This window comes from Tenuifilum thalassicum (assembly GCF_013265555.1).
GTDB classification, from domain to species: Bacteria; Bacteroidota; Bacteroidia; order Bacteroidales; family Tenuifilaceae; genus Tenuifilum; species Tenuifilum thalassicum.
Genome location: NZ_CP041345.1, coordinates 526614 through 539126, shown reverse-complemented (window position 1 = coordinate 539126; position 12513 = coordinate 526614). Strand labels below are relative to the sequence as shown.

Below are 12513 nucleotides of genomic sequence, written 5' to 3'. Positions count from 1 at the left end.
AAACGCAAAAGTACTCTAAAGTGTTGAAAAACAATTAAGAATTTTGATGACTAGTCGTAAAACATCCACGAAAGTCCAAACTTAAGCATCCTCGGATTATAAGGATAATGGAGTGCAGTATAATATTGATTATCAGGATATCCCATATTTAAATGATCTACTTTAACAAATAAATTTGTACGCTTCCATTTAGCATTTAAAAATGCTTCAACAAATGGATAGTTACCAATCTCCTTTTCCTTTTGGTTATAATAAACACCCAACGCAGGATTATAAGCATATGCATAGAACTTTGTTCTATAAAAGCCACTCACACCCAGCTGTACAGTAAGAGCATTTTTCACAACGGGGAACTGTACAAATATTGAGCCAAATCCCGATAAAACAGGGAGATTAATTGCTTCACTAGTTGATGCCTGCCAAATAAGCCTTCCAACCATATTAAACCATCCTAAACTGAATCTTTTTTGAATATATGCCGATGTGACAGTAACATTTTGCTCTTGGGCAGGAAGGGAAAGGGTATCAAAATAGGTATAGTTTACTATGTGAAGCAAATTGTAACCCGCTTCAAACTTAACCTTATCAGCGCCAAACTTTGCTGAAATCCTAAAGCGGCTCTCCTTATCGAAATTATTGTCCCATTTATAATGATTTGAAAAATATTCCTTCATAAATATGCTAGGCTCTTTATCGGTTATACTAATTTCACCAGACACATAGGGCATATCTAATGATTTCCATGGCGAAATAGTCATCTGACCAAATAGTTCTTTATCGGCTGCTCTATAACCATTAATATAAAAGCGTGCAGCAGCGCTATATGATAGATACGGGCTTTTACTATAAGCACCTATTCCAAATAAATTTGTGGAGATACGTTCATTATCGTTTGAACTGATAAAAACCTCTGGCTTAAGATAGTAATAGCTTCCAGAAATGTTTGACACCCATGCTCGAAGACCTGGAATACCAGGGAACTTAGAAATCTGAGAAAGTTCAACTAATAATGTAGTTTGGTATGTCAATAAATATATTGAGTCAAAAGTTGATGATGTATTAATGTAAAAATGTTGATAGTACGATGAATCCGATTCGGCATCCTTGTAAACTTTTGAGAATCTATTGGCATCTATTATTAGCTTTGCGTTCAATATCGACTTTTTCCTCTTAGAAGCAGGAATTGAATCGTTATCGATAGCCTTTACAATTAAATCATATCCAACAAATCCGGCAAAACTCCTTTTTCTAAATTCATTTGAGGCATCACTCAAATTAAAAGGAATAAGATCGGGTTCCATGATAGTATCTTGAATAAACCGATCATCTTCTAAGCCACCATTCTCATTATTTCTTATGTATGTATAAGCAAAAGTTCCTTGGGCAGAAATTCGATCCTTGAAATAGCTTGAAAAAAGAGTAAAATCATTATTTCTGGTTAGCTGATTCTCATAAATTCCCTTGGTGCTATAATAGTCGTATTGCAATCCAACATTAAAATATTTATTTACATTTTGAGTGTGAATTACATGTAAATTCTGCTCGGCACTCTTTTTCTTTCCACCAGTGGAATATTCAAGTAAAGTATGTGGTCTTTTAACATTAAATTGTTTTCGTTCTAATACTGGTTGCTGGTAAGCATTATATCCGTACGAGAATATAAAATCATTATTGGGCTCGGTTCTATCAAAAAAGTGATCGTTTATTATAGGTGATCCCATATTCCCAAGATACGTAAATGGAGCATACTTTTTTGAACCAGGAATAATAAGATTATTAAAGTAAAGCGATGAATCAAATGCAATTGTTTGTCTTAAGTCAAAGGTATTATTGTCTAAATACCAAGAAAATGAAATTTTATTTTGATTGTTAGCCTCTAATACATCAAAAATATTCTTATAATCGGCGGTTTAAGTATCCTGGTTATTTTTCTTTTTTTTTTTTTTTAATGATGATAAGTTTTTTAATGCTGCAAGCTTTTTTAAAGAGTCAGACCTATGCGAAACATTAGAAGAATCGCTAACTATCTGGCCTTTTGTGGGTAAAACGAGTAACCAAAGAAAAAGTAATATTACTTCTTTTGCTCTAATCAAAACGAAAATTTTAGGTTGCAAATATACAATAGCCAGCTGTTAAACAGCTCAAAAAATGTAAAAAAGATGTAAAAAGATATAAATAAAAAAAGCCACGCCCAAGAGCTGGACGTGGCGAAAGGGGGGCGGCGACCTACTCCCCCGCTGTTACGCAGTACCATCGGCGCTGGCGGGCTTAACTGCCCTGTTCGGAATGGGAAGGGGTGATCCCCGCCGCTGTAGCCACCCAAGACCTGTTCCCCTGATCCCAGGGGTGATATCGTGAACGTGGCGGTGGTGAGCGCGCGGCGCGGTGACCCGCACCGCGCCGGGGAAGTCTCGGGCTATTAGTACTGCTCGGCTAAAACCGTCGCCGGCCTTACACCTGCAGCCTATCAACGTGGTAGTCTCCCACGACCCTCAGGGAGGCCTCATCTTGGGGGGGGCTTCGCGCTTAGATGCTTTCAGCGCTTATCCCGTCCGTACGTGGCTACCCTGCAGTGCGGCTGGCGCCACAACAGGTACACCAGCGGTACGTCCAGCACGGTCCTCTCGTACTAGTGCCAGGGCCCCGCAGGCCTCCTACGCCCGCAACAGATAGGGACCGAACTGTCTCACGACGTTCTGAACCCAGCTCGCGTGCCACTTTAATCGGCGAACAGCCGAACCCTTGGGACCTTCTCCAGCCCCAGGATGTGACGAGCCGACATCGAGGTGCCAAACCGCCGCGTCGATGTGAGCTCTTGGCGGCGATCAGCCTGTTATCCCCGGAGTACCTTTTATCCTTTGAGCGATGGCCCTTCCATGCGGAACCACCGGATCACTATGCCCTGCTTTCGCACCTGCTCGGCTTGTCGGCCTCGCAGTCAAGCGCCCTTGTGCCATTGCACTCCCCGCGCGGTTACCATTCGCGCTGAGGGCACCTTGGGAAGCCTCCGTTACCCTTTTGGAGGCGACCACCCCAGTCAAACTACCCGCCAAGCGGTGTCTCCGGCTACTGCCGGATTAGATCCCAGGCACGCGAAGGGCCGTATTTCAAGGGCGGCTCCCCGACCCCTGGCGGGGCCGGCTCAATGCCTCCGGCCTATCCTACACATCACGCACCCAGTACCAGCGCTAAGCTGCAGTAAAGGTTCACGGGGTCTTTCCGTCCCGTTGCGGGTACGCGGCATCTTCACCGCGACTTCAATTTCACCGAGCTCATGGCCGAGACAGCGCCCAGATCGTTACACCATTCGTGCAGGTCGGAACTTACCCGACAAGGAATTTCGCTACCTTAGGACCGTTATAGTTACGGCCGCCGTTTACCGGGGCTTCGGTTCAGAGCTTCTCCGGGCTAGCCGGATAACCCCCCCCCTTAACCTTCCGGCACCGGGCAGGTGTCAGGCCCTATACGTCACCTTGCGGTTTGGCAGAGCCATGTGTTTTTGGTAAACAGTCGCCTGGGCCACTTCTCTGCGCCCCCGGCTTCACGCCGGGGGACCCTTTCTCCCGAAGTTACAGGGTCAGTTTGCCGAGTTCCTTGGCCATGATTCACTCGAGCACCTTGGGATACTCTCCCCGGCCACCTGTGTCGGTTTACGGTACGGGTGCCGTGGGGCTGTAGCTTACCGGCTTTTCTCGGGACCGGCCTCACGCGCTCGCTTCGCCCGTGGGCTAGGCTCAACGCACCATGTCCGTCGGTACGTGCGCGCCGCGCCGATCCGTCCCCGGATCGCACCCCACGCCAGCTCGGGATTATTAACCCGATACCCATCGGCTTCCCCCTTCGGGTTCGCCTTAGGTCCCGGCTAACCCTGATCCGATTAGCGTTGATCAGGAACCCTGGGCCTTACGGTGTGCGGGTTTCTCGCCCGCATTGTCGTTACTCATGCCTACATTTGCTTTTCCATGCGCTCCACCAAACCTCGCGGCCCGGCTTCGCCGCACATGGAATGCTCCCCTACCACGCGTGATTACCACGCATCCGGAGCTTCGGTGGTACGCTTGACGCCCGCTTATCATCCACGCACGGCCGCTCGACTAGTGAGCTGTTACGCACTCTTTGAATGAATGGCTGCTTCCAAGCCAACATCCTAGCTGTCACTGCAGCCGCACCTCGTTTGCTCGACTTAGCGTACGCTTGGGGACCTTAGCTGCCGGTCCGGGTTCTTTCCCTCTCGTCGCGGGACCTTAGCACCCCGCGGCTCACTCCCGGGAAACCGCGGCGCGGCATTCGGAGTTCGTCTGGGCTTGATAGGCGGTGAAGCCCTCGCACCCAATCGGTAGCTCTACCTCCGCGCGCGTATCCCGAGGCTGCCCCAAAAGGCATTTCGGGGAGTACGAGCTATTTCCCAGCTTGATTGGCCTTTCACCCCTACCCACAGCTCATCCGAAAGCTTTTCAACGCTTACCGGTTCGGCCCTCCATGGCGTGTTACCGCCACTTCAGCCTGGCCATGGGTAGATCGCAAGGTTTCGCGTCTGCCACAACCGACTAAACGCCCTGTTAGGACTCGCCTTCGCTTCGGCTACCCCCCTTACCAGGGGTTAACCTCGCCGGCCACGGCAACTCGTAGGCTCATTATGCAAAAGGCACGCCGTCATCCGGCTTATGCCGGACTCCGACCGCTTGTAGGCGCACGGTTTCAGGCTCTTTTTCACCCCGCTGCTCGCGGTGCTTTTCACCTTTCCCTCACGGTACTGGTTCGCTATCGGTCTTCCGGGAGTATTTAGCCTTGCCGGATGGTCCCGGCTGATTCGGACAGGGTTCCTCGTGCCCCGCCCTACTCAGGGTACCGCCCGGAACTGAGCCGCTTACGCGTACGGGGCTGTCACCCGCTACGGCCGGCCTTTCCAGACCGTTCCGCTTCGCGCCTCAATCCCTGATGGGCGGCCCTACTACCCCGAGACGGCCTGAACCGCCTCGGTTTGGGCTAATCCCCTTTCGCTCGCCACTACTCGGGGAATCACTGTTGTTTTCTCCTCCTCCGCCTACTTAGATGTTTCAGTTCAGCGGGTTCGCCTCCGGCTTGCGCCGGATGGCACGCCTCCAGCGTGCCGGGTTGCCCCATTCGGAAATCCACGGATCACCGGTTACTTGCACCTCCCCGCGGCTTATCGCAGCTTGTCACGTCCTTCATCGCCTCCGGAAGCCTAGGCATCCCCCGTGCGCCCTTATCCACTTCCCCGGCACGGTACCGGACACCCCGGTATCGCGCCTTCAAATCTCTATCTCGCTCGGGGCCCGCACGCTCGCGCGTGCCTGCCTCTTTCGCTTCTTTCTCTATTCTAATTTCTGTTTCTCACCACCACCACGTCAAAGAACGCCCTCATCGCGGAACTCTTCCTGCCCCTGCGGGCATCGCCACGGCTCCCCGTGACCGTTCCCTCGCATCGCATCCCGCTTCAGCGTAGTCCCGCCCAGAGTTGAACTGGGGACCTCTACATTATCAGTGTAGCGCTCTAACCAGCTGAGCTACGGGACTCCCCGTTGTTGGGTAACGCGTCCTGGTACCGAAAGGCGTTCAGCTGCAAGCCTATCCATCAGCCCTCTTCCCCCGCGGCCCGCGAACGCAGGCCCTAGAAAGGAGGTATTCCAGCCGCACCTTCCGGTACGGCTACCTTGTTACGACTTAGCCCCAGTCACCGGTCTTACCCTAGGGCGCTCCTCGCGGTCACGCACTTCAGGTACCCCCGGCTCCCATGGCTTGACGGGCGGTGTGTACAAGGCCCGGGAACGTATTCACCGCGCCATGGCTGATGCGCGATTACTAGCGAATCCGGCTTCACGGAGTCGGGTTCCAGACTCCGATCCGAACTACGACCGGCTTTCGGGATCCGCTCCCCCTCGCGGGGTCGCATCCCTCTGTACCGGCCATTGTAACACGTGTGTAGCCCTGGACGTAAGGGCCGTGCTGATTTGACGTCATCCCCGCCTTCCTCTCGGCTTACGCCGGCAGTCCCGCCAGAGTCCCCGGCTTCACCCGCTGGCAACTGGCGGTAGGGGTTGCGCTCGTTATGGGACTTAACCCGACACCTCACGGCACGAGCTGACGACAACCATGCAGCACCTCGCGGGCGGCCATTGCTGGCTGTACCGTTTCCGGCACATCCCCCCCGCGTTCGAGCCCAGGTAAGGTTCCTCGCGTATCATCGAATTAAACCACATGTTCCTCCGCTTGTGCGGGCCCCCGTCAATTCCTTTGAGTTTCAGCCTTGCGGCCGTACTCCCCAGGTGGATGGCTTAATGGTTTCCCTCAGGCACTCGCCCTTGCGGACGAACACCCAGCCATCATCGTTTACGGCGTGGACTACCAGGGTATCTAATCCTGTTTGATCCCCACGCTTTCGTGCCTCAGCGTCGATCGCGGCCCGGCGAGCTGCCTTCGCTATCGGCGTTCCTCGTGATATCTATGCATTTCACCGCTACACCACGAATTCCACCCGCCTCGACCGAATCCAAGCCCAGCAGTATCAGCGGCAGCGAAACGGTTGAGCCGCCACATTTCACCGCTGACTTGATGGGCCGCCTACGCACCCTTTAAACCCAGTAAATCCGGATAACGCTCGGATCCTCCGTATTACCGCGGCTGCTGGCACGGAGTTAGCCGATCCTTATTCCCCCGGTACCGGCATCCCCCGACGCGTCGGGGTTATTCTTCCCGGGGAAAAGCGGTTTACAACCCGTAGGGCCGTCTTCCCGCACGCGGCATGGCTGGTTCAGGCTTCCGCCCATTGACCAATATTCCTCACTGCTGCCTCCCGTAGGAGTCTGGTCCGTGTCTCAGTACCAGTGTGGGGGACCATCCTCTCAGACCCCCTAGCCATCGTAGCCCTGGTGCGCCGTTACCGCACCAGCCAGCTAATGGCACGCATGCCCATCCCGCACCACCGGAGCTTTACCCCGGGAACCATGCGGCCCCCAGGGACCATGGGGTATTAATCCGCCTTTCGGCGGGCTATCCCCCGGTGCGGGGCAGGTTGCATACGCGTTACGCACCCGTACGCCGGTCGTCGGCACGGAAAGCAAGCTTTCCGCCCGTTACCCCTCGACTTGCATGTGTTAGGCCTGCCGCTAGCGTTCATCCTGAGCCAGGATCAAACTCTCCGCTGTACAGAAAGCTGTCCTTTTTTATTTCCTGTCCACCCCGTCCGCGGCTCTTCGCCACGGGGGTCGCTCTCAGGCTGACTTACTTCTTTATCTTGCTGCTTACTTCCTAATTCGGTACCATCGCGTCAAAGAACTCCCTCAATCCTATCTTGCTGACCCGCCCCTCCGGGCTGGTCCGGATTACCTCTCTCAGTACATCCCCGCCTCTAACCGAAACGGGCTGCAAAGGTAAGCACTTTTTTCGTTCCGCGCAAGGGGTTTTCAAAACTTTTTTTTTCTGCCCCAAAATCCTGTCTCATCTCTCACTTGCCCCCCTCCTCGCGGCGCTTCCCTTCCGAAAGCGGGTGCAAAAGTAGAACGTTTTTTTTTACAAACAAACTATTTTGTGAATTATTTCTGTTAAAGAGTGTTTAGTCTCTCATTTGACTGCTGAATATCAGAATAATAAAAATCTATTTTTTTTTTAATCTCTTATAAAATTCATCAAAATAGACTATCTTCGCAAAGTTCATTATAACGTTATTAAAAATGTCTTTTAAGGAAAAACTTGTAATTATACCAACTTATAACGAAAGCGAAAATATTGATCGAATGATTGATAAGGTGATGTCGCTTGATGGAGATTTTCACCTATTAATTATAGATGACGGTTCACCCGATGGTACCGCAGAAAAAGTAAAATCAAAACAAGAAACATATCCTGATAGACTATTTCTAATACAACGACCTGGCAAGTTGGGATTAGGCACTGCATATATTACTGGGTTCAAATGGGCATTAGAGCACAACTATAAGTATGTGTTTGAAATGGATGCCGATTTTTCACATAATCCAGAAGATTTAATCCATCTTTATAATGCTTGTGCAAATGGAGCAGACCTGGCCATAGGTTCTCGGTACGTTAATGGCGTTAATGTGGTTAATTGGCCAATTGGAAGAGTTTTGATGTCATATTTTGCATCAAAATATGTACGTTGGATAACAGGAATGAAAATTAGTGATACCACTGCTGGTTTTAAATGCTACAAAGCTGATGTTTTACGCTCAATCAATTTTAACAAAATAAAGCATATTGGATATGGGTTTCAAATTGAAATGAAATTTACAGTCTGGAAACTTGGATTCAATATAGTTGAAGTGCCAATAATATTTACTGATAGAAAATTAGGCGTATCAAAAATGAGCGGTGGTATATTTAATGAAGCTTTATGGGGTGTAGTAAACATGAAGCTTAAAAGTTTATTTGTATCTTATAAGAAATTACATCAACATTAATAAAAATATACAGCATGGCACGATTCGCAATAACAAATGCAACAATAGTTAATGAGGGAAAAAGATTAAAGGGCTTTGTTATTGTTAATGGAAAGTATATTGAAAAAATAGGCCATGCAGGTGAAGATTTTAACAAATATGCCCCAGAGGAAATAATAGATGCAAGCAATCTGTTGCTTATTCCAGGAGTAATTGACGACCAGGTTCATTTTAGGGAACCAGGGCTTACACATAAAGGGGACATATATACCGAATCGAAAGCAGCAATTGCAGGAGGTGTTACCTCTTATATGGAAATGCCAAACACAAAACCTCAAAGCGTAACACTAGAAAATCTTAACGAGAAGTTTAAAATTGCTCAAGAAAAATCGTTAGCAAATTATTCCTTTTATTTTGGCGCTACTAATGATAACATTGAAGAATTAATAAAGATTGACCCTAACAAGGTTTGCGGAGTGAAGGTTTTTATGGGTTCTTCAACAGGTAACATGCTTGTAGATGACGACGAAGCGCTAGAAAAGATATTTAAGCATGCACCTACAATAATAACAACCCATTGTGAAGATGAAGGAACCATAAGAAAGAATCTTGAGCATTATAAAAGCTTATTTGGTGACAATATCGATTTCAAGTATCATTCTACCATACGAAGTACCGATGCGTGTTATCTGTCATCAAGTAAAGCAGTAAGGTTAGCCAAGAAACATGATGCACGATTGCATATTCTTCATCTCTCAACTAAAAAAGAGTTAGAACTACTAGACAACGAGATTCCATTAGCTGAAAAGAAAATAACAGGAGAAGTTTGTGTCCACCACCTTTGGTTCAATGATGCCGATTACGATAAATTAGGATGGAGAATTAAGTGGAATCCAAGTATAAAAACTGAAGAAGACAGGTTAGCGCTAGTTAATGCTTTAAAAAATAATGTATTAGATGTTGTAGCTACGGACCACGCACCTCATTTGGTAAGTGAAAAAGATAACGTATATACCAAATCGGCCTCTGGTGGGCCACTGGTTCAACATTCGCTTATTGCCATGCTTGAAATGAGTTTAAAGGGAAACTTTTCTCTTGAAAAAGTAGTAGAAAAGATGTGCCATGCACCTGCTACCCTGTATAGGATTGAAAAACGTGGTTTTATAAGAGAAGGATATTACGCCGACTTGGTACTTGTAGCCCCTGACAAGCAATATGTTGTAAATCGGGATAACATTTTATACAAATGCAGCTGGTCGCCATTTGAAGGATACATATTCAATCATTCTGTTGAAATGACTATTGTTAATGGCAGGATAGTATATAATAAAGGCTCTTTTGATGAATCAACAAAAGGAGAGTCGTTGTCATTCAATTCATAAAAATATGAATATCAAACTACTATTGTTTGGGCTTTGTGCTTTTCTTACTGTTTCATGCAATAAGCCTACCCCAAAAAATATTATTGTTGACCGTTCTGGAACAGAACACGAAGTCAAAATTGTTGCCGATAGCATTACATATGAAGTAATTGTTCAACTTCATAATGATGATGCATGGGAGGCAGAACGTCTTGCTGGTTACACCAATCACAAAGCATTAATCGATGGCATTTTTAAGAATGTTCTATCGGGTAAGTTAAAGGCATACGATTATGCAACCAACGAATACCTGACGCCCGAGGAAGTAAAAAAAATGCTTGCTGAGAAATCGGTTGATGAATCGCAGGTTGGGAAATTGCTGTTCACAGAGAAATGGTATATCGATTCAAAAGGATATCTGCAAAAAGAGGTACTATCAATAACTTTTGGTAAAGCCGAATATAGCAAACAAGGCACTTTTAAAGGATATAGTGCCCTGTTTAAAGTTAAATATTAAAAATGATTTCCCTACTTTCCTGATTTCAAGAAAAGAGAGAAGGAAAGTTCATGCATTCCACTTGTAATTGAGGAAAGGGAATTAAATGGCATGGAATAGGAGTAGTAAAAACTTATTTTATCTAAATGAACCATCACAAGTGATGAAAAATCATGGTTCGTATTAAATCCCAAACGCATAGACACTAAACTATTCCATGTAACAGCTGCTGTTAACTCCGACATGAATGGATATCCTGGTGTATATCGAAGTAAAAGTCCCGGTTTTAGGCTCCAGGTCTCGTTTATGTCAAATTGGTATTGTGAGTAAAAATAATTCTGAATAGCCAAAGAGTTGGCAAAAGAATTATAGAACATTGGTGATGATAAAGCAACCAGCAAGTTGTTCCATGAATATTCTACACCAAGTCCTGCAATAACATTCGATCGGTTATAATATGAATTAGAAAGTGTAGGATCGACAATCTCATCGGGCGATAGATTAACTGTGCTTATCGTGTTTTTTTCAATTGCCGCCAATACACCAAATGCCAGCTGGTGATCAGAAGCAACCTGTGTTCTGTACATGTATGAACATCTAATCTGACTTACAGAAAAGATTCCCTGCTGACTAGAGATAAGAGAGATTGCTCCACCCATATTATCGGTTAGAAGTCCATCGGCTGATAAGTAAGTTGTTTGAGGCGATTTTTTCATGCCTAACCAACCTATATTATGCCCTACACTAATTCTGTAACCATCGAACTTGGTTATAGATGCTGGGTTTATTAAAGTCAAATTGTTGGTATAACCATTAATATTTATAGCGACTTGACCTTTTGCAACGAAATGCAAAGAAACTATGATTACAAGTACTAATATTTTCCGTTTCATGTTTACAGGCTTTAAAATCATTAATAAATCAATGAAATTACCCCATTCATTGCGGCACCTTCGGGAGATTTAACAACATAGTAGTATGCACCAATGGGCAGCAGGGTGCCATTACGTCGTCCATCCCAAGGGGTATTATATCCCTTGCTCTTAAAAACAAGTTCGCCAGATGAAGAGTAAATATAAAAGTCATAATCGCTATAAAGCTGATGGTTCTGAACAATCCAGGTGTCAAAAATGCCATCACCATTTGGCGATACAATATTTGCAGCTCTAAGCGATTCAGCAGAAAGAAGTCTAAAGACTATTAGTAATGGTTGCTCAATAACACCACCCATACCATCATCGGCCTTAACTCTAATTGACAGGAATGTGTTTGTTTGAAAATAAATATCCTTAGCCAACCTGAGCTCATTTCCGTTGATATAAAACATTGAATTGTGATTATCGCCCTCACCTTCAACTAGTTCAAAAGAATGAATATCCTCAAAATCTTGATCATCTGCGCTCAAGTATCCAACCAATGAGCCTGTTTTGTATGTTTCATCAATAATGCTATCGCTTAGAGAAACCTTAGATGGAACATTGTTATAATGGGTTACATGAACATTATAGAATGAAGTGTCTGTTTCATCGGCACTCATAACCCAGAACTTTACATCATTCGTGAAGTCAAGTTCGGTCAGGCCACTTACAACTGCCTGTCCATATTGATCATGAAGTCTAACATATGCAAGTGGTGAAGTGGTAAATTCAGGATAAAGCCTAGATAAATCAGTTTCCCTTGGCACTTGAAGGCTAATTTCATAATCGTTTATAGAAGTCTCTCCAACTTGGTTCTCAATACTAAAAGTTAGGATTTTAGATTCGCTACTAAGCGTAGGATATGACAGTACTAATGGGGCTTGAAGATTTCCAACAATTCCATTAATGCTAAAGGTTACACTTCGTTCAGCATCGTAGGTTGTATTATTTGTTGAATTATAATATTTGAAAGTGACATTTTTATTTTCCTCGTTACTATAAACGACCAAGTAGAACATGTACCTATTATTCGACTCAGAGAGTTCAAAACCAGAAACACCCCGACACTCTCCATCGATAAATGCGGCTATCTTATCAGAAGCATTAGTAACCTCATACCCATTATAATTAAACACTCCTGTAATTGTCATTGTATAAGAATAATCAGCCGGGTTAACTGACCATCCTGGATCCTGTGCTCTTACTATAGAGGCAAGGCATAATGAGATTAATAAATAGAGCGTTATCTTTTTCATTTTTTTCAACTTTTGTGTCAAACTAAGAATTAGCTCTCGCTCGGAGAAACCAAGCGAGAGCATTTA

General features: G+C 45.9%; 6 protein-coding genes, 1 tRNA gene and 3 rRNA genes. 3 read left to right on the top strand and 7 right to left on the bottom strand.

The annotated features are described in order from the left end of the window. Window positions 1-50: 50 nt before the first annotated feature. From FHG85_RS02235 to FHG85_RS02215, 5 genes are all read right to left on the bottom strand, one after another. Window positions 51-1856, bottom strand: a complete 1806-nt coding sequence (locus FHG85_RS02235; RefSeq protein WP_262886956.1) for a putative porin — start codon at window positions 1854-1856, stop codon at window positions 51-53. Window positions 1857-2213: 357 nt separating this feature from the next. Continuing rightward, window positions 2214-2323: ribosomal RNA gene (gene rrf, locus FHG85_RS02230) — 5S ribosomal RNA — on the bottom strand. Window positions 2324-2400: 77 nt separating this feature from the next. Next, window positions 2401-5241: ribosomal RNA gene (locus FHG85_RS02225) — 23S ribosomal RNA — on the bottom strand. Between the two features lie 223 nt (window positions 5242-5464). After that, window positions 5465-5538: transfer RNA gene (locus FHG85_RS02220), tRNA-Ile, on the bottom strand. A 98-nt stretch (window positions 5539-5636) separates the two neighbouring features. Next, window positions 5637-7166, bottom strand: a 16S ribosomal RNA gene (locus tag FHG85_RS02215). The 16S, 23S and 5S rRNA genes sit together here with 1 tRNA gene alongside, the layout of an rRNA operon. A gap of 525 nt (window positions 7167-7691) precedes the next feature. Here FHG85_RS02215 and FHG85_RS02210 point away from each other — a divergent pair. The 3 genes from FHG85_RS02210 to FHG85_RS02200 are packed head-to-tail and all read left to right on the top strand — an operon-like array spanning window position 7692 to window position 10295. Beyond that, complete coding sequence (locus FHG85_RS02210) at window positions 7692-8438, top strand: polyprenol monophosphomannose synthase (RefSeq protein WP_173072646.1); 747 nt, start codon at window positions 7692-7694, stop codon at window positions 8436-8438. A 14-nt stretch (window positions 8439-8452) separates the two neighbouring features. Further along, window positions 8453-9799, top strand: coding sequence for a dihydroorotase (locus FHG85_RS02205; protein WP_173072645.1), 1347 nt, complete (start codon window positions 8453-8455; stop codon window positions 9797-9799). A 4-nt stretch (window positions 9800-9803) separates the two neighbouring features. Further along, a complete protein-coding gene (locus FHG85_RS02200; RefSeq protein ID WP_173072644.1) occupies window positions 9804-10295 on the top strand; it encodes a hypothetical protein in 492 nt (163 codons plus the stop codon). Between the two features lie 11 nt (window positions 10296-10306). On the opposite strand, the gene FHG85_RS02195 is transcribed toward FHG85_RS02200, so the two are convergent. Next, window positions 10307-11167, bottom strand: a complete 861-nt coding sequence (locus FHG85_RS02195; protein WP_173072643.1) for a PorP/SprF family type IX secretion system membrane protein — start codon at window positions 11165-11167, stop codon at window positions 10307-10309. Window positions 11168-11187: 20 nt separating this feature from the next. Then, window positions 11188-12447, bottom strand: a complete 1260-nt coding sequence (locus FHG85_RS02190; RefSeq protein ID WP_173072642.1) for a gliding motility-associated C-terminal domain-containing protein — start codon at window positions 12445-12447, stop codon at window positions 11188-11190. Window positions 12448-12513 lie beyond the last annotated feature (66 nt).

Excerpts from the sequence above, each read along its gene's own strand:
- FHG85_RS02210 (WP_173072646.1), top strand. The coding sequence starts at position 7,692 with ATGTCTTTTAAGGAAAAACTTGTAATTATACCAACTTATAACGAAAGC.
- FHG85_RS02205 (WP_173072645.1), top strand. The coding sequence starts at position 8,453 with ATGGCACGATTCGCAATAACAAATGCAACAATAGTTAATGAGGGAAAA.
- FHG85_RS02200 (WP_173072644.1), top strand. The coding sequence starts at position 9,804 with ATGAATATCAAACTACTATTGTTTGGGCTTTGTGCTTTTCTTACTGTT.
- FHG85_RS02195 (WP_173072643.1), bottom strand. The coding sequence starts at position 11,167 with ATGAAACGGAAAATATTAGTACTTGTAATCATAGTTTCTTTGCATTTC.
- FHG85_RS02190 (WP_173072642.1), bottom strand. The coding sequence starts at position 12,447 with ATGAAAAAGATAACGCTCTATTTATTAATCTCATTATGCCTTGCCTCT.